This is a genomic window from Agromyces humatus, from assembly GCF_021228295.1.
GTDB lineage: Bacteria > Actinomycetota > Actinomycetes > Actinomycetales > Microbacteriaceae > Agromyces > Agromyces humatus.
The window spans coordinates 481447-505096 of the sequence record NZ_JAJQPD010000003.1 but is presented as its reverse complement, the minus strand read 5'-3'; the positions used below and the strand labels follow the sequence as shown (position 1 = coordinate 505096).

At 69.7% G+C, this 23650-nt stretch carries 28 protein-coding genes and 2 pseudogenes; 17 read left to right on the top strand and 13 right to left on the bottom strand.

The window, feature by feature from the left end; all coding sequences use genetic code 11:
* The 3 genes and pseudogenes from LSF15_RS19020 to dinB all read left to right on the top strand — a co-directional run.
* Nucleotides 1-99, top strand: a pseudogene (locus LSF15_RS19020) (carbohydrate ABC transporter permease); the annotation flags it as partial.
* Between the two features lie 71 nt (nucleotides 100-170).
* Entirely contained in the window at nucleotides 171-608 is a 438-nt protein-coding gene (gene arfB, locus LSF15_RS07575) for an alternative ribosome rescue aminoacyl-tRNA hydrolase ArfB (RefSeq protein WP_232497914.1), read from the top strand.
* Between the two features lie 206 nt (nucleotides 609-814).
* Nucleotides 815-2011 (top strand): DNA polymerase IV, encoded by a 1197-nt coding sequence (gene dinB, locus LSF15_RS07570; protein ID WP_232497913.1) that lies wholly within the window; start codon nucleotides 815-817, stop codon nucleotides 2009-2011.
* A gap of 123 nt (nucleotides 2012-2134) precedes the next feature.
* On the opposite strand, the gene LSF15_RS07565 is transcribed toward dinB, so the two are convergent.
* From LSF15_RS07565 to LSF15_RS07560, 3 genes are all read right to left on the bottom strand, one after another.
* Nucleotides 2135-2803 carry a DUF4166 domain-containing protein gene (locus LSF15_RS07565; RefSeq protein ID WP_232497912.1) on the bottom strand — a complete coding sequence of 223 codons (669 nt, stop codon included), beginning with the start codon at nucleotides 2801-2803 and terminating at the stop codon, nucleotides 2135-2137.
* A complete protein-coding gene (locus LSF15_RS19180) occupies nucleotides 2800-3408 on the bottom strand; it encodes an SRPBCC family protein (RefSeq protein ID WP_344256802.1) in 609 nt (202 codons plus the stop codon). Before LSF15_RS19180 ends, LSF15_RS07565 begins: the two co-directional genes overlap by 4 nt.
* A gap of 117 nt (nucleotides 3409-3525) precedes the next feature.
* Nucleotides 3526-4122, bottom strand: a complete 597-nt coding sequence (locus LSF15_RS07560) for a DnaJ family domain-containing protein (protein WP_232497911.1) — start codon at nucleotides 4120-4122, stop codon at nucleotides 3526-3528.
* Between the two features lie 189 nt (nucleotides 4123-4311).
* Between LSF15_RS07560 and LSF15_RS07555 the strand changes: the two genes are divergently transcribed.
* From LSF15_RS07555 to LSF15_RS07535, 5 genes are all read left to right on the top strand, one after another.
* Nucleotides 4312-4788, top strand: a complete 477-nt coding sequence (locus LSF15_RS07555) for a GNAT family N-acetyltransferase (RefSeq protein ID WP_232497910.1) — start codon at nucleotides 4312-4314, stop codon at nucleotides 4786-4788.
* A gap of 165 nt (nucleotides 4789-4953) precedes the next feature.
* The gene (locus LSF15_RS07550; RefSeq protein WP_232497909.1) at nucleotides 4954-5373 is read left to right on the top strand and encodes an MmcQ/YjbR family DNA-binding protein; all 420 of its coding nucleotides are present in this window, start codon (nucleotides 4954-4956) and stop codon (nucleotides 5371-5373) included.
* A gap of 120 nt (nucleotides 5374-5493) precedes the next feature.
* Nucleotides 5494-6105, top strand: coding sequence for a TetR/AcrR family transcriptional regulator (locus LSF15_RS07545; protein ID WP_232497908.1), 612 nt, complete (start codon nucleotides 5494-5496; stop codon nucleotides 6103-6105).
* 150 nt (nucleotides 6106-6255) lie between these two features.
* The gene (locus tag LSF15_RS07540) at nucleotides 6256-6648 is read left to right on the top strand and encodes an ester cyclase (RefSeq protein ID WP_232497907.1); all 393 of its coding nucleotides are present in this window, start codon (nucleotides 6256-6258) and stop codon (nucleotides 6646-6648) included.
* Between the two features lie 120 nt (nucleotides 6649-6768).
* A complete protein-coding gene (locus tag LSF15_RS07535; protein WP_232497906.1) occupies nucleotides 6769-6990 on the top strand; it encodes a hypothetical protein in 222 nt (73 codons plus the stop codon).
* A 148-nt stretch (nucleotides 6991-7138) separates the two neighbouring features.
* Here the strand turns inward: LSF15_RS07535 and LSF15_RS07530 are convergent, their stop codons facing one another.
* Both LSF15_RS07530 and LSF15_RS07525 read right to left on the bottom strand, forming a co-directional pair.
* Complete coding sequence (locus LSF15_RS07530) at nucleotides 7139-7438, bottom strand: hypothetical protein (protein ID WP_232497905.1); 300 nt, start codon at nucleotides 7436-7438, stop codon at nucleotides 7139-7141.
* A gap of 28 nt (nucleotides 7439-7466) precedes the next feature.
* A complete protein-coding gene (locus LSF15_RS07525; protein WP_232497904.1) occupies nucleotides 7467-7670 on the bottom strand; it encodes a cytochrome c-type biogenesis protein in 204 nt (67 codons plus the stop codon).
* Between the two features lie 158 nt (nucleotides 7671-7828).
* Between LSF15_RS07525 and LSF15_RS07520 the strand changes: the two genes are divergently transcribed.
* The 6 genes and pseudogenes from LSF15_RS07520 to LSF15_RS07500 all read left to right on the top strand — a co-directional run bounded on the left by LSF15_RS07520 (nucleotide 7829) and on the right by LSF15_RS07500 (nucleotide 12896).
* On the top strand, nucleotides 7829-8935 hold the full coding sequence (locus LSF15_RS07520) for a DNA glycosylase AlkZ-like family protein (protein WP_232497903.1): 1107 nt from the start codon (nucleotides 7829-7831) through the stop codon (nucleotides 8933-8935).
* A gap of 161 nt (nucleotides 8936-9096) precedes the next feature.
* Nucleotides 9097-9867: an isocitrate lyase/PEP mutase family protein gene (locus LSF15_RS07515; protein ID WP_232497902.1), complete on the top strand. Its 771-nt coding sequence runs from the start codon at nucleotides 9097-9099 to the stop codon at nucleotides 9865-9867.
* 211 nt (nucleotides 9868-10078) lie between these two features.
* Nucleotides 10079-10576: pseudogene (locus tag LSF15_RS19240) on the top strand (ATP-binding cassette domain-containing protein); the annotation flags it as partial.
* Entirely contained in the window at nucleotides 10568-10918 is a 351-nt protein-coding gene (locus LSF15_RS19235; RefSeq protein ID WP_504754238.1) for a DUF8746 domain-containing protein, read from the top strand. The pseudogene LSF15_RS19240 and the gene LSF15_RS19235, both read left to right, overlap by 9 nt.
* Nucleotides 10915-11745 carry an ABC transporter permease gene (locus tag LSF15_RS07505; RefSeq protein WP_232497900.1) on the top strand — a complete coding sequence of 277 codons (831 nt, stop codon included), beginning with the start codon at nucleotides 10915-10917 and terminating at the stop codon, nucleotides 11743-11745. The genes LSF15_RS19235 and LSF15_RS07505 overlap by 4 nt, the downstream gene beginning before the upstream one ends.
* 2 nt (nucleotides 11746-11747) lie before the next feature.
* Nucleotides 11748-12896, top strand: a complete 1149-nt coding sequence (locus LSF15_RS07500; RefSeq protein WP_232497899.1) for a winged helix DNA-binding domain-containing protein — start codon at nucleotides 11748-11750, stop codon at nucleotides 12894-12896.
* A 3-nt stretch (nucleotides 12897-12899) separates the two neighbouring features.
* Here LSF15_RS07500 and LSF15_RS07495 read toward each other — a convergent pair whose 3' ends face one another.
* Entirely contained in the window at nucleotides 12900-13667 is a 768-nt protein-coding gene (locus tag LSF15_RS07495; protein WP_232497898.1) for an IclR family transcriptional regulator, read from the bottom strand.
* Between the two features lie 155 nt (nucleotides 13668-13822).
* Here LSF15_RS07495 and LSF15_RS07490 point away from each other — a divergent pair, with 155 nt between their 5' ends.
* Nucleotides 13823-15772: an FAD-binding monooxygenase gene (locus LSF15_RS07490; protein ID WP_232497897.1), complete on the top strand. Its 1950-nt coding sequence runs from the start codon at nucleotides 13823-13825 to the stop codon at nucleotides 15770-15772.
* A 37-nt stretch (nucleotides 15773-15809) separates the two neighbouring features.
* Nucleotides 15810-16775, top strand: coding sequence for an alpha/beta hydrolase (locus tag LSF15_RS07485; protein ID WP_232497896.1), 966 nt, complete (start codon nucleotides 15810-15812; stop codon nucleotides 16773-16775).
* Here the strand turns inward: LSF15_RS07485 and LSF15_RS07480 are convergent.
* Nucleotides 16765-17118: a DUF2834 domain-containing protein gene (locus LSF15_RS07480; RefSeq protein ID WP_232497895.1), complete on the bottom strand. Its 354-nt coding sequence runs from the start codon at nucleotides 17116-17118 to the stop codon at nucleotides 16765-16767. The genes LSF15_RS07485 and LSF15_RS07480 overlap by 11 nt on opposite strands.
* A gap of 135 nt (nucleotides 17119-17253) precedes the next feature.
* Between LSF15_RS07480 and LSF15_RS07475 the strand changes: the two genes are divergently transcribed.
* Nucleotides 17254-17637: a DUF1304 domain-containing protein gene (locus tag LSF15_RS07475; protein WP_232497894.1), complete on the top strand. Its 384-nt coding sequence runs from the start codon at nucleotides 17254-17256 to the stop codon at nucleotides 17635-17637.
* A 21-nt stretch (nucleotides 17638-17658) separates the two neighbouring features.
* On the opposite strand, the gene LSF15_RS07470 is transcribed toward LSF15_RS07475, so the two are convergent.
* The 6 genes from LSF15_RS07470 to LSF15_RS07445 all read right to left on the bottom strand — a co-directional run bounded on the left by LSF15_RS07470 (nucleotide 17659) and on the right by LSF15_RS07445 (nucleotide 23582).
* Nucleotides 17659-18045: a hypothetical protein gene (locus LSF15_RS07470; protein ID WP_232497893.1), complete on the bottom strand. Its 387-nt coding sequence runs from the start codon at nucleotides 18043-18045 to the stop codon at nucleotides 17659-17661.
* Between the two features lie 93 nt (nucleotides 18046-18138).
* A complete protein-coding gene (gene hemL, locus LSF15_RS07465; RefSeq protein ID WP_232497892.1) occupies nucleotides 18139-19611 on the bottom strand; it encodes a glutamate-1-semialdehyde 2,1-aminomutase in 1473 nt (490 codons plus the stop codon).
* The gene (hemB, locus tag LSF15_RS07460) at nucleotides 19608-20606 is read right to left on the bottom strand and encodes a porphobilinogen synthase (RefSeq protein WP_232497891.1); all 999 of its coding nucleotides are present in this window, start codon (nucleotides 20604-20606) and stop codon (nucleotides 19608-19610) included. Before hemB ends, hemL begins: the two co-directional genes overlap by 4 nt.
* A 32-nt stretch (nucleotides 20607-20638) precedes the next feature.
* A complete protein-coding gene (locus tag LSF15_RS07455) occupies nucleotides 20639-21436 on the bottom strand; it encodes a uroporphyrinogen-III synthase (RefSeq protein ID WP_232497934.1) in 798 nt (265 codons plus the stop codon).
* Nucleotides 21437-21450: 14 nt separating this feature from the next.
* A complete protein-coding gene (gene hemC, locus LSF15_RS07450; protein ID WP_232497890.1) occupies nucleotides 21451-22410 on the bottom strand; it encodes a hydroxymethylbilane synthase in 960 nt (319 codons plus the stop codon).
* Nucleotides 22407-23582: a ferrochelatase gene (locus tag LSF15_RS07445; protein WP_232497889.1), complete on the bottom strand. Its 1176-nt coding sequence runs from the start codon at nucleotides 23580-23582 to the stop codon at nucleotides 22407-22409. The genes hemC and LSF15_RS07445 overlap by 4 nt, the downstream gene beginning before the upstream one ends.
* Between the last annotated feature and the right edge of the window lie 68 nt (nucleotides 23583-23650).

Here is a 23650-nt window from a genome sequence, read left to right as displayed (position 1 = left end):
TTCGGCGTCTCGATCGTCGCGATCATCCCCGTCGTGATCCTGTTCATGCTCATCGAGAAACGACTCGTCGGCGGACTCACCGCAGGCAGCGTCAAATAGCGCTCTCGCTACGCAGCCCGACCGCACAGAAGTATGCGGGCGGATCTCGAGCGCACGAGGATCATGGATTCATGCCCGCTGCCCACCGTCCCGGACTTCGGATCGACTCAGGACTCACGATCCCCGAGTCTGAGCTGTCGTGGCGGTTCTCGCGGTCTTCCGGTCCTGGTGGGCAAGGGGTGAACACCGCCGACTCCCGAGCGGAACTCGTGTGGGATGTGGCCGGCTCGGCCGTCCTCTCTCCGCTCCAGCGGGAGCGACTCCTCGAGCGTCTGAGCAGTCGCATTGTCGACGGAGTACTGACGATCACCGCATCCGAGCACCGCGCGCAGTTGCGCAACAGGAATGCTGCGCGCGCTCGGCTCGCCGCCGTCGTGGCCGACGCCCTGCGGCCGCCGTCGCCGTCGCGACGACCGACCAGGCCGAGTCGCGGTGCCAAGGAACGGCGCTTGGCAGCGAAGAAGCGGCGCACCGACGTCAAGCGACTGCGTCGCCCACCTCACGACTGACCACCGCGGTGGCAGTCCCAGACGGGAGGACACCGTCGACCTGAGCGGGCTCCGCCCGCTGTGGATCCCTCATCAGTCCTGGGCGCTACTGAAGCTGACCGAGCCGGCAACGCCCGCTCAATGTCCGGGGACGCCAGGGAACGGAGCATCCCGTGTCCCCGGTGCGTGCGACGATCCGCAGGACGGACGATCGGTGGGAGGACGGGATGCGGGGCGAGGCGACCGTGTTGCACGCTGATCTCGACGCGTTCTACGCCTCAGTCGAGCAGCGTGACGCGCCCGAGTTGCGCGGCCGGCCTGTCATCGTCGGCGGCGGTGTCGTGCTGGCGGCGAGTTACGAGGCGAAGGCCCGTGGGGTGCGCACCGCGATGGGCGGCCGGCAGGCGCGCGACCTGTGCCCGGATGCCGTGGTCGTCCCGCCACGGATGGACGCGTATTCGGAGGCCAGTCGAGCCGTGTTCGCGATCTTCCGCGATACGACGCCGATCGTCGAGGGGCTTTCCATCGACGAGGCGTTCCTGGAAGTCGGGGGTCTCCGACGCATCGCGGGCATGCCCGAGCAGATCGCGGTGCGATTGCGTGAGCGGGTTCGTGCTGAGGTCGGGTTGGCCATTTCGGTCGGGATCGCGCGGACCAAGTTCCTCGCGAAGGTCGCCAGCGCGGTCAGCAAGCCCGACGGGCTGCTGGTGGTCGAGCCCGAGCGGGAGCAGGAGTTCCTGCTCCCGCTGCCGGTAGAGCGGTTGTGGGGAGTCGGTGCAGTCACCGCCGAGAAGCTGCACCGGCTCGGTATCCGCACTGTCGGACAACTGGCCGAGCTCGAAGCCGCGACCGCGGAGAGGCTGCTGGGCAAGGCGACCGGCGCGCACCTGCACGCGCTGGCCCGGCTACGGGACCCGCGCCCGGTTGACACCACGCGCCGCCGCGGCTCCATCGGCTCTCAGCGCGCGCTCGGCAGTCGCCCGCGCCCCGACGACGAACTGGACCTCATCCTCACCCAGATCGTCGATCGGCTCGCCCGCCGCCTCCGCGACGGGGACCGGGTGTGCCGCACGGTCGTGCTGCGTCTTCGCTACGGCGACTTCGCGAAGGCCACCCGATCGCGCACCCTCGTCTCCGCGTCCGACCGCACCGCCGTGCTGCTCACCGTCGCACGAGAGCTTTTCGCCGGCGCACAGCCCGTGATCGCTGAGCGCGGCATCACCCTGATCGGCGTCTCGCTGTCGCAGCTGGCGCGCGCCGACAGCCTCCAGCCGGAGCTGCCGATCGACTGGAACGACGGCGAGCGCCTCGACACGGTGCTCGACGCGGTACGCGATCGCTTCGGCGCGGCGTCCGTCGCGCGAGCTGCGCAACTCGGTGGCGACCCGGGCTGGTCGCCACCGCTGCTGCCCGAACACGAGTGAACACGAGTGAACACGATCAACGATGCAGCGTCGTCATCGCTTCTCGGTTCCGTCCGTACCCGGGAGTCCGTCAGGGCGCAGTTCGCAGGTGCGGGGTTGGTTCCCGCGAGTCGAGGCGGTCGCTCAGGTGCGTGTTTCGTGTCGTCTCGGTTTGAGTCGGTCGGGGGCATCGGTGGTTGGGATCCAGTCGCAGAGGAATGAGCCGCGGTAACCGAAGAGGAATCCGAAGCGCTGATTGTGCACCTGCATGTCGATGTGGAAACGGCCGTCGCGATCGTCGAATCGTTCGCGCACGCGGGCGCGACCGCTGAACAGCATCGGGAAGCGGAACGCGAGCGGGCCTTCGTAGAAGCGTTGCGCGTCCGAGGTGAGGATCAGGGCGCCGTCGTCGTCGACGGTGAGGTCGAGGTCGACGGCGAGGTGTTGGTGGGTGCCGAGGTAGTCCACGATGCGGTCGCCGGCGAGGATCATGGTCGCGTCGAAACGTCGCCGGCGGCCTCGGAGGTCGTACTCCCGCACGAACGTGATCGTTTCGCGGCCGAGCGGGTCACGGTACGGGAAATTCTCGATCCGGAACGGCACGTCCGCACCCACGTCGGGGATGAGGATGTTGCGCAGCCTGCCGACCTGCAGGAACGGGACGGTCCACCACGGACCGCGCCGAATGCTCGTCATCATCCCGGTGCCGATGCACGCCTCACCGGAGTCGAGCCCGACGCCGAACCGCCGCTGCATCATCGGATGCAGGCGCGCGAAGTCCTCACCCAGCGCCCGCTCGAAAATCGACGTCATCGGATCGGCTCCGGCGCAGGAAGAACGGCGAGCGTGGCCGGCGCGTCACGAAGGTGATCATCGCGCCGCGAACCACCGGCAGGTGCACGTCGGCAACGCGCCGCGCGTGGCCTTCCGCGCTGCCAGAACCACAGCACGCTGCGCAGCGGCCACCGTTCGGGTGCCTCACCGCGCTCCATCCAGATCCGCAGCCGGTCGAAGCTCCACGCGGTCGCCCATCCAAGGATCGGACGGACCAGGAGATCCGGCATCCGGCCCCACCCCGGTGTGTAGTCGTAGCCGGTGATGAACCGGGTGCCCCCGTCGATCGGGACGTATCGCCAGTACCCGCGGCCGGCGCGGATCGGCGAGAGCCGATCAGAGGTTCCGAACCGCAACGCGGATGTCCGTGAACCGTCGGGGCGTGACGCTTCGCCGAGACTGACACCGACACCCGCAACCGTGTGGAACGGAACGCGACGCGTATAGGTGAAGCGGGCGGCGCCAGCCTCCGTGATCCCTGCAGGGACGATCTGCGAGAACCTCAGATCCCACCGCCCATGCTCACCGGGCTGCTGCGTCAGCGCCCAGACATCCTCGAGACCCGCGCCAATCGTGATCTCCACATAGATTCCTCGCGCCACACCTCGAGCGTAGCGACGGCCACCGAGCTCCCCACACGGCGCCGCACCGAGCGGCTCCCGCCGAACCGGCCGCCACCGGGACGTTGCACAGAGCGATCCTCAGTCGCGACGCCCCCACCACCGAGTTCGCAACGTCTTCGGCTCGTGCTCGAGCTGCTCCCGCTCCTCGTTCACCTGGCGCTGTCGGGCTTCGCGGCGCTCGCGCCATGCACGGACCTCACCGCCGGCATCCCGAGTCGGGGTCACGACGGGCGGCCCGCCGAGCAGCTGGCGGCGCGCCTCGACCACGCGCCGGTTGAAGTCCTCGACGGCCTCGCGCACCTCGGATTCGCGGTGCATTCGATCCAGGCGGGCCTCGAGTTCGGCGTTCTCGACCCGCAGGGTGAGGGCGGGTGGACCCAATCCGCTCAGTTGCTCGCGCTCGATCTTGCGTCGAATCCACCAGTCGGGGTCATGCTGCCCGGTCAACCCCTCGAGGGGCTTACCAGCACCGGGGAGGTTGTCGAACTCGCCGCGACGGATGGCCTGCTGGATCGCGTTCTCCACGTACGCCGACCGCTCTGCCTGCGTGGACGGTCGAGCCGGTTCGGGCGCCACATCGGTGGCATCGGGCTCCTCGCCACGGGCGATCGCCTCTTCACGGGCGAGGCGATCGAGCCGATACTGCCACGCGGCGCGCTGTGGATCTTCGCTCATCCTCGACCTCCCTCGCGGCGTCGGATATCCGTTTTCCACGATACGACGCCGCGCCTCGGCGAGCGCGACGCAGACGCCCGATGGCCGATCCGTAGCGGTCAGGACGTCGTCCCGCCGCTGCTGCCGTCGCCGCATTGGTTCCCGTTCCTTTCTGCTCGTGGGGCGTCGGAGCCGTGTCAGCATAGCCTCGTGACGAAGGTGACTGTCCGCGCGATGACTCCGGCCGAGTTCGAGCAGTGGCAAACCACGATCGCGGAGGAATATGCGGTCGAGCAGATCGCTGCTGGCTTATGGCAACGCGAAGGGGCGGTGCAACGTGCTCGGGATGAGAACGCGCGGCTGCTCCCCCATGGGCTGGCGACAGCGCGGATGCTTGTTCTTCGAGGCGTCGATGGCGACGGCGAGCCGGTCGGCCGCGCCTGGGTGGGCCTTGATCACCCGCGTGGCACACCGGGTGTTGCGTTCCTCTATGACATCGAAGTCATCGAGACCAGGCGAGGAAGCGGACTGGGCCGTGCTCTCCTCGAGGCCGTCGAGGAAGCAACCCGGCAAGCCGGCGCAGTTGCCTTGGAGCTGAACGTCTTCGGACGCAACCACACCGCCACCGCCCTTTACCGCTCATCCGGGTACGACGTCGTCACGCAGCAGATGCGGAAGTCGCTCTGAATTCGCGAACCTGCCGAGGCACTCAGGGCCGACACCCGCAGAGGGATCGACTGCGACGCGCTGTTCCGAGGGCCGTGCTTGCATTCGATTCTGACCCGGGCTGAGCGGCGCGGTGGCTCGTCAGTCGGCTTTCCCTCAGGGCTGGATGCGGCATACTCTCAACCCGTGGGCACCCTCGATGATTTGCGCCGCACCGCCCTCGACCTGCCCGGTAGCGAGGAGCGCGCGACGACCGGCGGAGCCGCTTGGTTCGTTCGCGGCAAGCTGTTCGCGTGGGAATGCCATCCTTGGCCGAGCATCCCTGCAGACATCCGCGAGATCATCGCGGCCGAGCTCGTCGTCGGGGTGAAGGTCGCCGACCGCATCGATGCGCTCGCCCTTGTCGAGATGGCGCCCGAGGTGTTCCTGCGCACCACGACCACGTGGGGCGAGCCGAAGGTTGCATTCCGCATGGCCGGCATCGACCAGGACCATCTTGTCGAGCTCGTGACCGAGGCGTGGCGCGTACAGGCTCCGAAGTATCTGCGGCGCGAGCTCGACGACGTCGGCTCTGAGCCTCGATCCATCGATGTGGAGGGGTTCTGATCGGGCGTCGTGACATGGAAATGCCTCCCTGGTCGCCTTCGCGCCGAACCTCGCCACCGTGATGGTTTCGCGGATTCTCCTATGCGTGGCGTTCGGTGGATTCTGGCTTAGACTCGCCGCATGTCGGGCGCACACATTAATCTGGGTGGTCGGCCGAGGGAGTTCGACGTCGATGAGGCGCTGGATCGGGCCCTCCTGCTGTTCTGGAGGTTCGGGTACGAGGGCACCAGTCTTGCCGGCCTCACGCAGGCGATGGGCATCAGCAAGCCGAGTCTGTATGCCGCATTCGGCACCAAGGAACAGCTGTTCCGTCGAGCGCTGGAGCGATATGCGGAGGGCCCGGGCTCGTATGCCTCGCGTGCTCTGGGCGAGCCGACGTCGCGCAGCGTTGCGGAAGCGACGCTGCGCGGGGCCGTCGAGACGACCATCATGCCGGCGGGCTTCGGGGGATGCCTGACCGTTCAGGGCGCCCTGGTCTCGAGCCCCGGTGCCAAGCCGGCATTCGATGTTCTCGTGGAGTGGCGCAACGCCGCAGGGAAACAGCTCGAGGAACGATTCGACCGGGCCCTGGCGGAGGGTGACCTGCCCGAAGACGCCCGTCCAGCGCGACTCGCGCGGTTCGTGATGACCCTAGTCTTCGGCATCGCGGTGCAGGCTGCGGACGGCATCGGACGCGAAGAGCTCGATGAGGTCGTCGACGACGCACTGCTCCGCTGGCCGACCGACGCCTGACGCGCGGACCTTCCTCTGTCACTCAAGGGGTTTTATGCCGAGGGGAATAGAACCTCGGTAGGCTCCGTTGTCTCCCGTGTGCCGCCTACGGGTGAGTTCCATCTCACCCAATGACCCCGGCTCCGTACGAAGGGGCCACGAAAGGAAATCATGCCCGACATCAACCTCCGCGAGTTCTACCAGCGCTACATCGAGGCGCTCAACGCGCACGAGTTCGACCGGATGAACGAGTTCGTGCATGACGAGATCGTGATGCACAGCCAGCCGAGCTCACGCGACGAGCTCGTGGCGCAACTACACAGCATCAGCGGGCCGGTGCCCGACATGCACTGGGTGATCGATGAGATCGTGACCAGCGGCGAGTGGATCGGTGCGCGCCTGACGAACACGGGTACGCCAGTTCACGAGTGGCTGGGCGTCGCGCCCACGGGCAATGCGTTCTCGATCACCGAGTACGGCATCTACACCGTGCGCGACGGCAAGTTCGTCGCGATGTCCGCCTTGCACGACGAGGAAACGCTGCGTAAGCAGCTCGAGGGCTGAGGCCGAGAGGGTCGCGACCGCGCTGATCGTCCCCTGCCCCCAAGGATCCCCGAACAGTACGCCGGGATGAGGCGCTCGTGGCCACCCTCGATCGGGCCGATGGATGGTTAGGGTTGGCTCATGGGAGACGACGACGACTCCAGCCAACCGGCCGAGCAGGTCGCGAACAGACCCGAGCCGCCCTATCAGGCGCTCCTGCCGAATCTCGACAAGCTCAGCCGCTCGTCGTTCGAAAAGGGCACCGTCAGCCGACGGAGAATCAACCGCGCGCTGCTCATGCTCGCGCTTGTCCCGGTCGTTGTCCTCGCGGTCATCTTCGTGCCGCAGTTCATCAACGGCTGAGCCCCGACCGACCCCGGAACGCTCCTTGAGCGGCGAAGAATCCCGGCGTGCCGAACCCTCGTCGTCCGGGTCTCCGAGGACGGCCGCCTCCACCGTCGCACCCCGAGTGATACCTCCCACAGAGACGAAAGCAGCGCCCCGATCGCTCCTATTCGTCGGGTGCGCGGTCGACGACCGAGCGCGGTTCGGACTCGCGGCGGCCCCGCCCCTTCCCAAGAACCCATCCGGTCGCAAATGCGCCGATGACCGCTGCGATGGCGAGGATTCCCAGGCCCCAGAGCCGGGAAGCGGGTACGAACGGCGCCCCGCCAACGAAACCGAAGTCGCCCACGGGTTGATAGGCGAACCATCCGAACGACGCAGTCGGACCCGGAAGCAGCACGAGGACGAGTCCAAGAACGGCGAGGGCCACTGCCCCGATGACGATCGCTGCGAGGCCGGTCTTCATGAGCTGCTCCTACGGGGGCGGTTGCCGATCATTGTGTCCGGCGCCGGCGCCGGACGATTGCGATCCCGATCAGCACCAACCCGACCAGTAAGACGATCGGTCCAATGGTGGCCCACAGGGAGGAACCGCTCATCACCGACCCGCGTAGCACGTCGAGACCCTGCAGGGTCCACACCAACCCGACACCGCTCAGGACCACGCCGGGGACGAGGAACGGCCAGATTCGCTTCACAGACCCACCATAGTTCGGCGGGCGATCTGGGAGGAGGACGGCAGCAATGACAATCGCGCCCCGATGGCCGATCTCTTGCCTGCGGTGGCGATCGGACGGAGCGAGATGTCTCAGGGAGGTGTCGCGGCCGAGGGCGCAGCGACCGGTAGAGTGATCGCGTGGTGGTCGAGCTGACGAAGGCGCAGGCGCGGCGCATCGCCGTGCGCGCGCAGGCGTTCGAGTCGGGCCGACCGTCGGGGGTGCTCGACACGGTGCGCCGGCTGACGTTCGTGAAGGTCGATCCGGTCTCGGCCGTTGCGCAGAGTGCCGACGTCGTCTTCTGGAGCCGCCTGGGTGAGGGGTACGACCCGGCCGAGGTCACGACCGCACTCGAGGTCGATCGCACGCTCTTCGAGCTCGACCTGATGATTCGGCCGGTGGAAGACCTGTCGCTATTCCAGCCGTCGATGCGGCGCTGGCCGAAGCACGAGCGCACGCGCAACTGGATCGACGCGAACGATGCCTTCCGTCGCGACATCCTGATTCGACTGACCGGCGCGGGGCCGCTGCCGGCCACCGAGATCGCCGACACCTCGACCGTGCCGTGGTCGTCGACCGGTTGGACCAACGATCGCAACGTCACGACGATGCTCGAGTGCCTGATGATGCGCGGCGACATCGCCGTCTCGGCCAGACGCGACGGGCAGCGCCTGTGGGACCTCGCCGAGCGGGTCTACCCCGAAGTACCCGAGCTCGATCACGTCGAGGCGTATCGCCTGCGCAACGAGCGCCGCCTCGCCTCGCTCGGCGTGCTGCGCGAGCGCAAGGCCGGCGGCTCGCCGAACGAGCCGATCGATACGCGTGGCATCGGAGTGGCAGCGACCGTCGAAGGTCTTCGCGGTGCGTGGCGCGTCGACCCCGGCGCCCTCGACCGTGTCGACCAGCCGCTCGAGGAGCGCACCGCCCTGCTCTCGCCGCTCGACCGGCTCGTCTTCGACCGCAAGCGCCTCGAGGAACTGTTCGACTACGAGTACGTGCTCGAGATGTACAAGCCTCGCGACCAGCGAAGGTGGGGCTACTGGGCGATGCCGATCCTCATCGGCGACCGCCTCGTGGGCAAGGTCGACGCCACTGCCGACCGGGGTGCGGGGGTGCTGCGCGTCGATGCGATCCACGAGGACGAACCGTTCACCCGCGACGTCGTCGAGGCGGTGTTCGGCGAGCTCGACTCGCTGGCGGGCTGGCTCGGGCTCGAGATCGGCGGCCGCGCCGTCGGGCTCGCGTAGTGCTCGTGCTCGTCACCGCTCGGCGGCGAGGACGGCGAGCGGCAACGGCGCCGTGCGGCACGCGACCATGGCCGCACGCTACACCTGCGCATGTCTCACCTTCACCCCTCGATCGCCAACCGCCGGACCGATGGTCACCGGGTGGTCCTACGCTGGATCGCATGACCCTCGCCGACACCGCTGCCGAACTCCGCCGCCTGTACGCCGCACCCGAACTCCTCCAGCTCGTCAACGTCTGGGATGTCGTGAGCGCCCGAGCCGTCGCCGCGCTGCCCGAGACCCGGGCCATCGCCACCGCGGGCCACTCGATCGCCGCGACGTTCGGGTATCCCGACGGAGAGATCCCGGCCGACCTCATGCTCGACATGGTCGGCCGCATCGCGGCCGCCGTCGACGTGCCGGTGACCGCCGACCTCGACGCCGGCTACGGTGACCCCGGTGAGACCGTGCGCCGCGCCATCGGCCTCGGTGTCGCAGGGGCCAACATCGAAGACCGGCTGAAGCCACTCGCCGAGTCGGTCGCCGTGATCGAGGCGATCATCGCCGCTGCCGACGCCGAGGGCGTGCCGTTCGCGCTCAATGCACGCACCGACGCGTTCGCGCGCGGCAAAGAGCGCCCGCGCGACGTGAACGTCGCCGACGCCATCGAGCGCGGCCGTGCGTTCATCGAAGCCGGCGCGACCTCGGTGTTCGTCCCCGGCAACTTCGGCGAAGACGTCGTGACCGAACTCGTCGCGGGCATCGGCGAGCGGCGCGTCAGCCTCATCGGGTTCCCCGAGATCCCCTCCCCGGTGCGCCTGCAAGAGCTCGGAGTAGCCCGGGTCTCGTATGGGCCATTGACCCAGCGGGTCGCGCTCGGCGCGCTCCAAGACCTCGCGACCGAGTTGCAGGGCGGGGGCGTTCCGCCCCGCGACATCCGCCCGCTGAACTGAGTCCGCCGCACGGCGGCCACGAATCCCCCGAGCGACGGATGACCCGGCCGCATCTGCATCGTTAGGGTTGCCGTGAGGCGGCTCGGCCGTCGGGACGCGTGGGGGCGCGAACCCGACGGTCGGGTGCGTCCTATACGCGAGAGGAGCATGCATGGCGGCCGGAATGCCCATCGAGATCACGGGGCTCAGCAAGCGATTCGGGCAGGTGACCGCGGTCGACGATCTCAGCTTCACGGTCGAGCCCGGACGCGTGACCGGGTTCCTGGGCCCCAATGGGGCGGGCAAGACCACCACCCTGCGCGTGCTGCTCGACCTCGAGCGCGCGACGACCGGCACGGCGACGTTCGGGGGCACTCGGTACCGCGATCTGCCCCGACCGCTCGAGACCGTCGGCGCCTCGCTCGATGCGAACTTCCACCCCGGGCGCAGCGCCAAGCAGCACCTGGCGGTCTACGCGACCGCCGCGGGGCTGTCGAAGTCGCGCGTGCCCGCGGTGCTCGAGACCGTCGGGCTGTCGGAGTTCGCCGGCCGTCGCGTGGGCGGGTTCTCGCTCGGCATGCGCCAGCGCCTCTCGCTCGCGTACACGCTGCTCGGCGACCCAGGCGTGCTCGTCCTCGACGAGCCGGTCAACGGGCTCGACCCCGAGGGCATCAGGTGGATCCGCGGCTTCCTGCAGAGCCTCGCGCACGAGGGCCGCACCGTGCTCGTGAGTTCCCACCTGCTGAGCGAGGTGCAGCAGAGCGTCGACGACATCGTGATCATCTCGCGCGGGCGGCTCGTGAAGAGCGGACCGCTCTCGAGCCTCGAACTCGAGGTCGCGCCGCGCACGGTCGTCGACTCCCCCGACCGGCTGCGGCTCGCGGGGGCGCTCGACCAGGCGGGCCTCGAGTACACCGAGGACGGCGAGGGGTTCGTCGTCGACGAACCCGACCCGGGGCGCGTCGGCCACGCCGCGTTCGTCGCCGGCGTCGAGCTCAGCGCCCTGCACCGCGTGACGTCGGGACTCGAGGACTCGTTCCTCTCGCTCGTGGGCGGAGGTGAGCAGGCATGAGGGCGGTGCGTGCACTCGGCTCCGAGTTCCAGAAGGTCTTCACGACGCGCATGTGGTGGCTCATCGCGATCCTCCTCGTCGCCTACGTCGCATTCCTCGCAGGCGGCTTCGGGGCGTTCCTCGGCTGGACGATCGAGAACCCCGATGCGGCCCAGACCACCGGCAACAACACGCAGCTGCCGCCGGGCATGCAGCTCGCACCACTGTTGTACAGCTTCGCGTCATCGGTGGGCTACGTGTTCCCCGTGCTCCTCGGGGCGCTCGCGGTGACCGGCGAGTTCCGGCACAAGACCCTCACGCCGACCTTCCTGGCCGAGCCGCACCGAACCACCGTGCTCTCGGCGAAGTTCGTGTCGCAGCTCGTCGTGGGCGCCGGGCTCGGCGTGGTCGCGTTCACCACTTCGGTGGGCACGGGTGCAGCAGCGCTCGCGGCCTTCGGCCTCGACACCGAGCTCGACACGAGCGACACGTGGGCGCTCATCGGCCGCGGCGTGCTGGCGATGGCGCTCTGGGGCGCCATCGGCGTCGGCCTCGGCGCACTCGTCCCGAACCAGGTCGCCGCGATCGTCATCGTGATCGCGTTCACCCAGTTCATCGAGCCGATCCTGCGCCTGGCGGCGTCGCTCAACGAGGTCACCGCGCAGATCGGGCAGTTCCTGCCCGGGGCGGCGAGCGATGCCCTCGTCGGGGCATCCTTCTACAACATCGCCGCGGTCGGATCGCCCGAGGCGCTGGAATGGTGGCAGGGCGGGCTCGCGCTGCTGGCCATCGGCGTCGTCGCGACCGTCATCGGCGGCGCCACGACGTGGCGGCGGGACGTGTCGTAGCGGTGGATGTCGCGACGCTGCGCGAGGTGCGCCTGCGGGTGCAGGGACTGCGCGCGCCGTTCGACGTGTCGGCGCCCGAGGTCGTGCGGCGGTTCGTCGCCGTGCAGGCACAGGAGTTCGTGCCCGCCCAGTGGGGCCTCGCCGCACGCGTGCCGCGGGCGCGGCGACCCGATGCGGCAGCCGTCGCCGCGGCGATCGACGACGGCGAGATCCTGCGCACGCACGTGCTGCGTCCGACCTGGCACTTCCTGCACCGCGACGACGCCCGCTGGGTGCTCGAGCTGTCGGCCGAGCGGGTGCACCGGGCGAACGCGACGTACTACCGCCGAACGGGGCTCGAAGGGGCGGATGTCTCGCGCGCGATGGATCTCGTCGCCGCTGCGCTGGAGGGCGGGCATCGCACGCGGGCCGAGCTCGTGGCCGCGCTCGAGGCCGGCGGCATGCCGAAGGCGGGGCTCGGCTTCACCTACGTCATGATGCACGCCGAGCTCGAACGGGTCGCGATCAGCGGACCGAACGTCGGCAAGCAGCGCACCTACGCGGCATTCGACGAGCGGGTGCCGTCGGCGCCGCCGAAGCCGCGGGCCGAGGCGCTCGCAGAACTCGCCGCGAGGTACCTCGCCACGAGAGGGCCCGCGACCGACCGGGACTTCGCGGCCTGGTCGGGGTTCACGCTCGGCGACACCCGACAGGCGTTCGCCGATGCTGCCGACCGGGCCGGCGCGCACGGCGGGCGCATCGAGGAGATCGACGTCGACGGGGTGACGCATGTGCTCGACGTCGAGGCCGAGGCCTTGGCTGCGGTATCCGCTCGCTCGGATGACGGTGTCACGGCCGCGGTAGAGCGTGGAGTCGTCGACCTACTGCAGGCGTTCGACGAGTACATCATGGGCTACGCGGTACCGCGGAGCTACCTGCAGCCGCCTGGTCGCACCGACCCCGTGCAGCCCGAGTTCCCACTCCACGCGCTGATGATCGACGGGGTGATGGCCGGGCGGTGGGCTCCGGTCGTGCAGGCGAAGCGCGCTACCGTGCGACTCGTGCCGTGGCGCCGGTTCACGGCACGCGAGGATCACGGGCTCGCGGCATCCGTCGCCGATCTCGAGTCGTTCTTCGGGGTGCCCGCCACAGTCGAGATCGAACGCGACTGAGGCTCAGCCGCCGAGCGCGCCGCGAATGATGGCGGCCGACCGTTGCAGTCGGCCGGCGATCTCGGCATGGTCGTCGCGGGGTCCGATGTACACGACCGCGATCGCGGCGGGGCGCCGGCCCCGCAGGCTGAGCGGCACCGCGACGGACTGCACGCTCGGAATCACCTCGTCGTGACTCGTCGCGTACCCGCGCACGACGACCTCGGATACGTCGGCCCGAAGGTGTTCGGACACCCCGTCGGGCCACTCGGCCTCGGGCAGTTGCGAGAGGATCACCTTGCCTGGCGCGCCGATCGTGACGGGATGCCGCGAGCCGGGGCGCTGCACCATCGACGCGACGGCGTGGCGCGGCTCGACGCTCGCGAGCGTGATGCACTCCGCCTGGTCGAGCACCGCTACGAAGCTCGTGATGCCGAGCTCGTTCGCGATGTCGGTCAGCTCGGGGAGCGCTTCGGCCTGGAGGTCGCGCGAGACGCCCGAGGCGAGGGCCGCCATGCGTGCGCCGAGCGCGATGCGGCCGGCGGAGTCGCGCCCGACGAGTCCGTGATCCTCGAGCGTGCGAACGAGGCGGTAGGCGATCGATCGGTGCACGCCGAGCGTGTGCGCGACCTCGTCGGTCGTGAGAGGTCTGGGAGCGTCGGCGAGGACCTCGAGAATGCGGATGCCGCGACTCAGGGTCTGCGACGCGGGAGCGGCCGCGCTCCCGGCAGCCGCGCTCCCGGTCGCCGTGGTGCCGGTCGCGGCGGGCGCGGGCCGAGTCGTGGAGACCATCGTCGAGTTCTCCTGTCGTCACATGCGTTGCACTGCCTGAAGCAATGCACTACGATTTCATCACTCCATAATGGAGATTGGGATTCTAATATAGAACCCGCACCGCCCACAGCACAAGACCTCGACATCGCAGTCCGAGGAAGGGATCGACGACGATGCAGTTCCACCACCACGGCTACGTGTCCGGAGACCCTCGCGTGCTCCCGGCCGAGGGCACCGGCATCGACCGTCCTGCCGACCTTCCCGACGAAATCGACGTGCTCGTCGTCGGGTCGGGGCCCGCGGGCATGCTCCTCTCGGCGCAGCTGTCGCAGTATCCCTCGGTCTCGACGCGCATCGTCGAGCGGCGGCCCGGCCGCCTCGCCATCGGCCAGGCCGACGGCATCCAGGCCCGCAGCGTCGAGACGTTCCAGGCCTTCGGCTTCGCCGAACGCATCGTCGCCGAAGCGTTCCAGCTCCGCGCGATGCACTTCTGGACCCCCGATGCGAACGACCCGTCGAAGATCGTCCGCACCTCACGTGCCGAAGATGACCCGCACCACGTGAGCGAGTTCCCGCACATGATCGTGAACCAGGCGCGCGTCCTCGACTACTTCGCCGAAGCCGCCGCGAACGGTCCGGCCCGCGTCACGCCCGACTACGGCTGGGAGTTCGTGACCCTCGAGGTCGACGACGAGGGCGAGTTCCCCGTGCGGGTGACCCTCGAGCGCACCGCCGGTGACGACGAGGGCCAGCAGCGCGTCGTGCGGGCGAAGTACGTCGTCGGCTGCGACGGCGCCCGCAGTGCCGTGCGCGAATCGATCGGGTGCAAGCACGTCGGCGGCATCTCGGCGCACGCGTGGGGCGTCATGGACGTGCTCGCCGTCACCGACTTCCCCGACATCCGCACCAAGTGCGCGATCCAGTCGCACGAAGACGGCAGCATCCTGCTCATCCCCCGCGAGGGCGGCTACCTCTTCCGCATGTACGTCGACCTCGGCGAGGTACCCGCAGACGACAACGGCAAGATCCGCCAGACCCCCCTTGAAGCGATCATCGCCCAGGCGAACCGCATTCTCAGCCCCTACTCGCTCGACGTTCGCAACGTCGCCTGGCACAGCGTCTACGAGGTCGGGCACCGCGTCACCGACCGGTTCGACGACGTTCCGGTCGAGCTCATCGGCCAGCGCGACCCGCGCGTGTTCATCGCCGGCGACGCGTGCCACACGCACAGTGCCAAGGCCGGCCAGGGCATGAACGTGTCGATGCAAGACGGCTTCAACCTCGGCTGGAAGCTCGGTCAGGTGCTCGAAGGCCGCAGCCCCGCATCGCTGCTCGCCAGCTACTCCGGCGAGCGCCAGGTCATCGCGCAGAACCTCATCGACTTCGACCGCGAGTGGTCGACGTTGATGGCCAAGAAGCCCGAGGAGTTCGACAGCCCCACGCAGCTCGCCGAGTTCTACACCGCCACGGCCGAATTCCCGGCCGGGTTCATGACGCAGTACTCCCCCTCGACCATCACCGGGGAGGCAACTCATCAGGAGCTCGCGACCGGCTTCCCCATCGGCAAGCGCTTCAAGTCCGCCGGCGTCACGCGCGTCGCCGACGCGGTCGAGATGCACCTGGGTCACCACCATCGGGCCGACGGCCGCTGGCGCATCTACGCGTTCGCCGACGCACCGGCCGCCGGCGAGCGGTCGGCCCTGACCGACTGGGCGGAGTGGATGGCGACGTCAGGGGCCTCCCCGATCGCCCGGTTCACGCCCGATGGCGCCGACACCGACGCCGTTTTCGACGTCAAGGTCGTGTATCAGCAGACCTACGAGGGGGTCGACCTCGGCCTCGTGCCCGAGATCTTCCTCCCGCGCGTGGGCCCGTTCCAGCTCGTCGACTACGAGAAGGTCTATGCGGTCGACCCGATCACCGACGACTTCTTCGAGGCACGCGGCATCGACCGCAGCGGCTGCATCGTCGTCGTCCGACCCGACCAATACGTCGCACACGTGCTGCCGTTGACGGCCAGGGAAGAGCTCACCGAGTTCTTCGCGGGCAACATGCTGTCGCAGCGTCCCGAACCGTCGGCCGCCGCTTCGCACGCACCCGAGGCAATCCGATCATCCGTGTAAGCTCAACCGCGGCCATGGGCGCGGAAGGCGGCTCCGAGTGACCGTACAGGGGAAGAGCACGGCTCAGCGGCGGGTGTGGACCTCCTGGGTCGGCGCGATTCTCGCCGCGACGGGAATCATCGTTGTCGTCTGGGTCTGCGCCAGCTCATGGGACGCGCTCGTCCACGCGAATCCGGCGTATCCGGTGCTGCTTGCGCTGACGGCTCTCGGCTGCGCAGTCGCATTGTGGGCAAGCATGCGCTGGAGGGTGCGGCGCGGCGGGTGGCGTTCCGTGCTGAGAGTGGTGCTCTTGGTCCTCGGGGCCGCGTGGATCGCAGCGATCGGATGGTTGCGACCATACCCGGCGCTCGAACCCGCGCTGTCGGCGATGCACGCGGACACGTCCGTGCAGGTGACCGAGACGGCGACACGGATCGTGCTGGCACCCTCGGTGAGTGACGATTCGATCGGTGTGTTCTTCCAGCCGGGAGCGCTGGTCGATGCGCGCGCGTACGCGGCAGTCCTGCGGCCGCTGGCCGAGCGCGGGCACACCGTCGTGATCGCAAAGCAGCCTCTCGGGATCGCGTTCCTCGCCGTCGGGGCGCTCGAAGATGCCCGGAGCGCACTCCCCGGCATTCATCGCTGGGTCGCTGGCGGGCATTCGCTGGGCGGCACGGTCGCCGCGATCGAGGCCGAGCGTGAGCAGCATGCCGCGACCTCGCCGGTAGTCGGACTGCTGCTGTATGCGTCGTATCCGGCGACGGATATCAGCACGACGCTGTCAATCGCCGTGGAGTCCGTCTCGGGCACCCGCGATGGGCTCGCCACCCCGTCGAAGATCGAAGCATCCCGCGCGGATCTTCCGCCATCGGCTCGGTTCACCGTGATCTCAGGCGCATCACATGCCCAGTTCGGCAGTTACGGTCCGCAGGCGGGTGACAATACTCCGACTATCAGCGACAGCGAGGCGCGGTCGCTGATCTCGGACGCCACGGTGCGGTTCGTCGACGGCCTCAATCGGTGACCGGAGTCGAGTGCTGCCTGGCCGCCGCGAGGTGCCGCTCTCGCATCGCCAGGAACAGGGGAAATGTGAATGCGAAGGCGGTTACCGCGGAGAGCACGATGTACAGCCATGCTCGCTTCATGCCGACTCGCCGACTCTCCACCACGATCAGCACGCACCCTGATGCGGCGACGATCAGGAGATCGACGCCGATGGACGACACCGCCGGACCGCTTCCGATCAGGTCACCCACATAGTTCCGCGCAGTGACCACGGACCAAACGTTGAGCACCGCGGTGCCGAGAAGTCCTGCCAGAGACAAGACCGCGTAAATGATCGCGAGCGGGGTCCAGCCTGTCTTCATCATGCCCTCCTCGCACGTTCGGAGACCGCACCGGAACCATATTCGCTATCCAAGCTAACTATCAACCCTCCGCGAACCGCCGCGGCGTCGCCGACGTTGCCGCATTCCGCAACAGGCGGGCGGTAGCATCGCCGCATGGCCGTCATCGCGAGCATCGTCGTCGCCCTCGCCGCGCTGCTGCACGGCTACATCTTCCTCATGGAGAGCGTCTGGTGGACCCGCCCGGCGACATGGAAGCGCTTCGGCGTCGCCGACCAGACCGCCGCCGACACGACCCGGCCGATGGCGTACAACCAGGGGTTCTACAACCTGTTCCTCGGCATCGGCGCGGCACTCGGGCTGGTGCTGTACTGGGCCGGTGCGATCGACGCGGGCAAGGCGCTCGTGCTCTTCACGACCGGGTGCATGGTGCTCGCCGCACTCGTGCTCACGACCACGGGCCGGGGGTATGTACGGGCGGCGCTGATCCAGGGCACGCTGCCGCTCATCGGGTTCGTGCTCTTCGCGATGACCGCCTGAACCCCGGCAGACCAGCGGCGTTCAGCCGGTCGTGGTCTGCGCGTCGGTTTCGTCGGGCCCGATCGGGAGCTTCAGCCGGTTGATGAGCGTCGCCGCGTGATTGGTGCTCAGGATGATGCGCGTGAACTCGCCGTCGGCGAGCTCGAGCACGACCGCCGGGCGCTTGCCCTTGACGATCACGAAGTCGCGCCCGCCGTGATACTTCCACATGCCCACGGCGACGACGAGCGGCACCTCGGAGCCACGCCGGCGGATGCCGCGGATCCAGATCCACGGGTCGTCGGTGATGGTCGCCGAGCGGATGTCGTCACGCTGCACCACGAGGTCGGCGCTGCGCAGCGCGAGCGCCTTCTCGGCCGGGGTGAGGTGAACCTCGATCCGGTCGTTGTGCACGCGAAGCTGGGCCATAGGTTCCATCCTGCCCGAGGCGGCGGCGGCGTGCCGTGTCGCCACCCCACAATGACATAACGGAATCGTGCCGGTTTCCGCAGGGGCTTCGGATCAGGACGGGCGAGCGGATGCCGCAGCTCGCGCCGCGGCGGGGAGGGCGTCGATGACGCGGCCGATGGCCGCCTCATCGTGCGCGGCCGTGACGAACCAGGCCTCGAACACCGACGGCGGCAGCGAGACGCCCGCGTCGAGCATCGCGTGGAAGAACGGTGCGTAGCGCCAGGCCTCCTGTCGCTGCACGGTCGCGTAGTCGCGCACCTCGGCGCCCGCCGCCTCGGCGCCGAACACGAAGCTGAACAGGCTGCCGGCATGCTGCACCCGGTGCGCGACCCCCTCGGCAGCGAGCGCATCGGAGACCGCCGCGCCGATGATCGACGCGGTGGCGTCGAGGCGGGCGTAGACCTCGTCGTCGGCCGCCCGCAGCGTCGCGATGCCGGCCGCGACCGCGACCGGGTTGCCCGAGAGGGTGCCGGCCTGGTACACCGGGCCGAGCGGTGCGAGGCGCTGCATGATCTCGGCGCGCCCGCCGAGTGCGGCGACCGGCATGCCGCCGCCGATGACCTTGCCGAACGTCATGAGGTCGGGCGTGTAGGCGCCGTCGGTGACGGCCTCGAGACCCCACCAACCGGCCGCCGAGACGCGGAAGCCGGTGAGCACTTCATCGCTGATGACGAGCGCCCCGTGCTGGTGCGCGAGCTCGACGAGCGCCCGGTTGAACCCGGGCAGCGGCGGCACGACGCCCATGTTCGCCGCGGCCGCCTCGACGATGACGGCCGCGATGCGGTCACCATGCTCGGCGAACACCGCGGCGAGCGCGTCGAGGTCGTTGTAGGGCACGACCAGGGTGAGCGCGGCGATGTCGGCGGGCACGCCGGCCGAGCCCGGGAGCGCGAACGTCGCAAGGCCCGAGCCGGCCTCGGCGAGCAGCCCGTCGGAGTGACCGTGGTAGTGCCCGGCGAACTTCACGAGCAGGTCGCGGCCGGTGAACCCGCGTGCGAGCCGGATCGCGCTCATGGTCGCCTCGGTGCCCGTCGAGACGAGCCGCAGCTGCTCGACCGGGGCGACGCGGGCCTCGACGAGCTCGGCCAGCTCGGTCTCGGCCGGGGTCGACGAGCCGAACGAGAGGCCGCGGCCCGCGGCATCCGTCACCGCCTCGATGACCCGCGGATCGGCGTGACCCAGGATCGCGGGCCCCCACCCGGCGACGAGGTCGACGTACTCGCGCCCCTCGGCGTCGGTGACGTACGGGCCGCGCGCCGACACGAGGAAGCGCGGCGTGCCGCCCACCGAGCGGAAGGCGCGCACGGGCGAGTTCACCCCGCCCGGGATCGCGGCCTGGGCACGGGCGAAGAGGTCGGCGTTGGTGGGTTGAGGAGGCGACGAAGGAGCCGTCTCGAAACCGCGAGACGACGGTCGAGTGGGTTGAGGAGGCGACGAAGGAGCCGTCTCGAAACCGCGAGACGACGGTCGAGTGGGTTGAGGAGGCGACGAAGGAGCCGTCTCGAAACCCGGCGTCTCGGTCATTCCGTGTCTCCGTTCCGGATCCATTCGGCGAGCTCTACGGCCCAGTACGTGAGGACGGCGTCGGCGCCTGCCCGGCGGATGCCCCGTACCGATTCGACGACGGCCCGCTTGCGATCGATCCAGCCGTGCGCGGCGGCGGCCTCGATCATCGAGTACTCCCCCGAGACCTGGTAGGCCCAGACGGGGACCTCGCTCGCGGCGGCCACGTCGGCGAGCACGTCGAGGTAACTGCCGGCCGGCTTCACCATGACGACGTCGGCGCCCTCGTCGATGTCGATCAGCGCCTCGCGCAACCCCTCACGCCGGTTACCGGGGTCGAGTTGGTACGAGCGGCGGTCGCCCTCGAGAGTCGACTCGACCGCGTCACGGAACGGCCCGTAGTAGGCGGAGGCGTACTTCGCCGAGTACGCGAGCACCGCGGTGTCGGTGAACCCGGCGTCGTCGAGGGCATCGCGGACGGCGGCGACCTGGCCGTCCATCATGCCGCTGAGGCCGAGCAGCTCGGACCCTGCGCGCGACTGCTCGAGCGCCATCGCCGCGTACCGCTCGAGGGTCGCGTCGTTGTCGACGCGGCCGCGGTGGTCGAGCACGCCGCAGTGGCCGTGGTCGGTGAACTCGTCGAGGCAGAGGTCGGTCTGCACGACGAGGCGGCCGGCGGATGCCTCGACCGCGACCCTCGTCGCGACGTTGAGGATGCCGTCGGGGTCGGTGGCCCCCGAGCCGCGCGCATCGCGCACCTCGGGCACGCCGAAGAGCATGACACCGCCGAGCCCCGCAGCCGCGGCCGCATCGACGGCCTCGGGCAGGCTCTCGAGCGAGTGCTGCACGACACCCGGCATCGACGTGATCGGCACCGGGGCGCTCACGCCCTCGCGCACGAACACCGGCAGCACGAGATCGGCGGGGTGCAGGCGGGTCTCGGAGACGAGGCGACGCAGGGCCGGGGTCTCTCGGAGTCGACGCGGACGGACACGGGGAAGCGGCGTGGAACTCACCGAACCAGCCTACGTCGCCGCGGCTGAGTGGGTCACGCGAGGGCGGTCGCGGCCTCGACGACCGCGTCGATGAGCGACTCGGCCGTGCGCTCGCGCGCGATCACGTCGACCCGCAGGCCGACTTTCGCGGCATCGTTGCGGGTCTGCGGTCCGATGGCGGCGACGAGGATCGTCTCGGGGATCGGGCCGAGCTGCTGCTGCACCTGCTCGGCGACGCTGCCCGACGTGACGAGCACTGCGCGCACATTGCCGGCGCGCACATCGTCGGCGACCTTCGCCGACACCGGAACCCCGACCGTGCGATAGGCGACGACGGCCTCGACGTGGTGGCCGGCCTCGGCGAGCCCGATGGAGAGCACCTGCTTCGCGATCGCCGACCGCAGGGCGAGCACGTTCAGTCCGCGCGCTCCGTCGGTGGCGGCCGCCCACTCCTCGAGCAGACCTGCGGCCGAGTTGTCTTCGGACGGCACGATGTCGGCGTGGTACCCCGCGGCAACGAGCGCGGCAGCGGTGGTCTCGCCCACCGCTGCGACCTTCGTCGTCTCGGGGATCACGGCGCCGTACGACGCGAGCACGTCGACGGTCGTCGCACTCGTGACCGTCACCCAGTCGAATCGCCCCGCGGCGAGCTTCTCGAGTGCTGCGACGAGCGCCTGCTGGTCGTCGGCGGGCGCGAAGTTGATCAACGGCGCGATGACGGGCGACGCACCGCGGGCGCGCAGTGCTGCCGCGACGCCGTCGCCCCAGGGCCCGCCGCGAGGCACGAGCACCTTCCATCCGGCGAGCGGCTTGCCGCCGCCCGCAGCCGGCAGGTTGATGGCACCCGTCATCGGTTCGAATTCAGTCACGGCTGCTCCTCAGGGGGCACGAGGTCGGCGGCACCGTTGCCGAGGAGTTCGGCGACGGCGCGGTCGGCGACGTCGCGTGCCGCGTCTGCCAGATCGGCGGCCGAGCGGCTTTCGGGGGTGGCCGCGTGCGAACTGGTGAGTCGGCGGCTCCCGTCGGCACTGTACACGCTCGCCGTCAGGAACAGAAGTTCGTCGTCGATGAAGGCGGTCGCCCCCACCGGCGCCGAGCACCCGGCTTCGAGCCCCGAGAGCACGCGGCGTTCGGCGAGCACGGTCGCACGCGTGGTGCCGTGATCGATCGCCTCGAGCGCCCGTTCGAGATCACGGTCGCCGCGCTCGCGCCGCACCTCGATGGCGAGGGCGCCCTGACCGGGTGCGGTCGGCCAGTCGGCGAGTTCGAGGTGGTCGGTCGCGGCATCGAGTCGACCGAGACGGCTGAGGCCGGCGGCGGCGAGGATGACGGCGTCGAGCTCGCCCGATTCGACCTTGCCGAGCCGGGTGTCGACGTTGCCGCGGATGTCGACGGCGACGATGTCGGGCCTGGCCGCACCGAGCTGCGCGATGCGTCGCGGCGAGCCCGTGCCGACGCGGGCGCCCTCGGGCAGCGCCGCGAGGGTCATCCCGTCGCGAGCGCAGAGCACGTCACGCGCATCGACGCGCTTCGGCACGGCGCCGAGCCGAAGGCCCGGGTGTTCGGCGGTCGGCAGGTCTTTCAGGGAGTGCACCACGACGTCGCACTCGTCGGCCAGGAGCGCTTCGCGCAGTGCCGCCGCGAACACTCCCGTGCCGCCGATCTCGGCGAGGGATGCCCGCGACGTGTCACCGTGGGTCGTGATCGGCACGAGTTCGATCTCGGCCTTCGCGGCCTTGGCGATGCGGTCGGCGATCTGGCGCGTCTGCGCCATCGCGAGCGCGCTGCCCCGCGTGCCGACCCGAATGGTGCTGTTGGGCGTCATGGTGCGATCCCCGCCAGCGCCGGGCGGAAGCCCAGGCGCACGTTCTCGCAGCAGCCCGGTCGGCAGACGTCGTACCAGGGCCCCAGCTCGGTGACGGCCGGGCGCTCGGCGACCGGCGTGCCGTTCACTCGCTCGAGCACGAGGTCGACGAGGCCGGCGACATAGGCCGGGTGGGTGCCGGGCGTCGGCACGCGCACGGCGGCGAGGCCGTGCTCGCCCGCGGTCTCGAGCGCCTCGTTGTCGAGGTCCCAGAGCACCTCCATGTGGTCGCTCACGAACCCCAGCGGCACGATGACCACGGCCCGGCGGCCGGCTGCCGGAAGCTGCTCGATCGCGTCGTTGATGTCGGGTTCGAGCCACGGCATCGAGGGCGGCCCCGAGCGCGACTGGTACACGAGCTGCCACGGCACGTCGGCGGCGCCCGCCTCGCGCATGACGACCTCGGCGACCGCGCGGTGCTGGGCGGCATAGGCGCCGCCCTCGCCGAAGCCGCGCTCGGCCGGGCCGGACTTCGCGGCATCGGTCGACGGGATCGAGTGCGTGGCGAACAGCACCTCGACCTGGGTGGCGCGGTCGAGGCCGTCGACGGATGCCTCGAGCTGGGCGATCCCGTCGCGCACACCCTCGATGAACGGCTGCACGAAGCCGGGGTGGTCGAAGAACTGACGCACCTTGTCGATCTGGATGGCATCGGGGCCGTCGCCGAGGCCGGTGTCGGCGAGCGCATCGGCGAAGTCCTCGCGGTACTGGCGGCAGCTCGAGTACGAGCTGTACGCACTCGTCGCGACCGCGATGAGCTTCGTGTAACCCGCCTTTTTCGCCTCGGCGAGCGCGTCGTTGAGGTACGGGTCCCAGTTGCGGTTGCCCCAGAGCACGGGCAGTTCGAGGCCACGACTCGCGAGCTCGGCCTCGAGCGCGGCCTTCAACTCGCGGTTGTGCTCGTTGATCGGGCTGACGCCCCCGAAGTGGCGATAGTGGTGGGCGACCTCTTCGAGCCGCTCGTCGGGGATTCCGCGACCGCTCGTGACGTTCCGCAGGAACGGGATCACGTCGTCTTGGCCCTCGGGCCCGCCGAACCCGGCGAGCAGGATCGCGTCGTAGGCGACCGGCTCGGCGACGTGCTCGGGCCCCTGCTGTGCGGCATGCGTCGCGCCCGGCACGATGGCCCCCACCGCGCAGGGTGCGGATGACGCGGGGCCGGGCTTGTGTCCGCGGTTCGCCGCGGCTGAGTTCGCAGCCC